The 702-nt window shown below is 59.0% G+C and carries 1 protein-coding gene; it reads left to right on the plus strand.

Going from position 1 to position 702, the window contains the following annotated elements; genetic code table 11:
• Positions 1 to 702 (plus strand): DDE-type integrase/transposase/recombinase (locus tag PZA18_RS24060; protein WP_284103426.1); only part of this gene is annotated, 702 nt, incomplete at both ends.

The following is a 702-nucleotide window of genomic DNA, read 5'->3' on the forward strand; positions in this document are numbered from 1 at the left end:
TGCGCACCACCTTGCTGCTGCCGCTGGATGACCTGCTCGCCGTGACCCGGCGTTTCATCCATGCCGAAGCCTCGCGCTCGGGCGTCAACCGGCTGCTGGTGCGGGAGGGTGTCGGCAATCTCAAGCAACTGCAGGCCAGTCTGCACCCAGAGTCGCCCGAGGGCCCCCGTAAGGGCTTCAAGGACTACGCTCCAGGCTATTTCCATGTCGATATCAAGTATTTGCCACAGATGCCGGATGAAACGGCCCGCCGCTATCTGTTCGTCGCGATTGATCGGGCGACCCGCTGGGTGTTTCTGCGCATCTATGCCGATCAGTCCGAAGCCAGCAGCGTGGATTTCCTCTCCCGCCTGCACAAAGCTTCCCCCATCAAGATCGAGAAACTGCTGACCGACAACGGCAGCCAGTTCACCGACCGCTTCACCAGCAAGGCCAAGATCCCGAGTGGGCAGCATGCGTTTGATCGCCACTGCACGGCACTGGGCATCGAACATCGTCTGATTCCGCCCAGAACGCCGCAGATGAATGGCATGGTCGAGCGCTTCAATGGTCGGATCAGTGAGTTGGTCAAACAGACCCGCTTTGCCAGTGCGGCAGAACTCGAAACGACCCTGCGCGACTACCTCATTGCCTACAATCATCACATCCCACAAAAAGCCCTCAACTTCTTGTCTCCGATTGAGGCTATGAAACAGTGGCAGG

Source organism: Parachitinimonas caeni (assembly GCF_030129945.1).
Lineage (GTDB): Bacteria > Pseudomonadota > Gammaproteobacteria > Burkholderiales > Chitinimonadaceae > Parachitinimonas > Parachitinimonas caeni.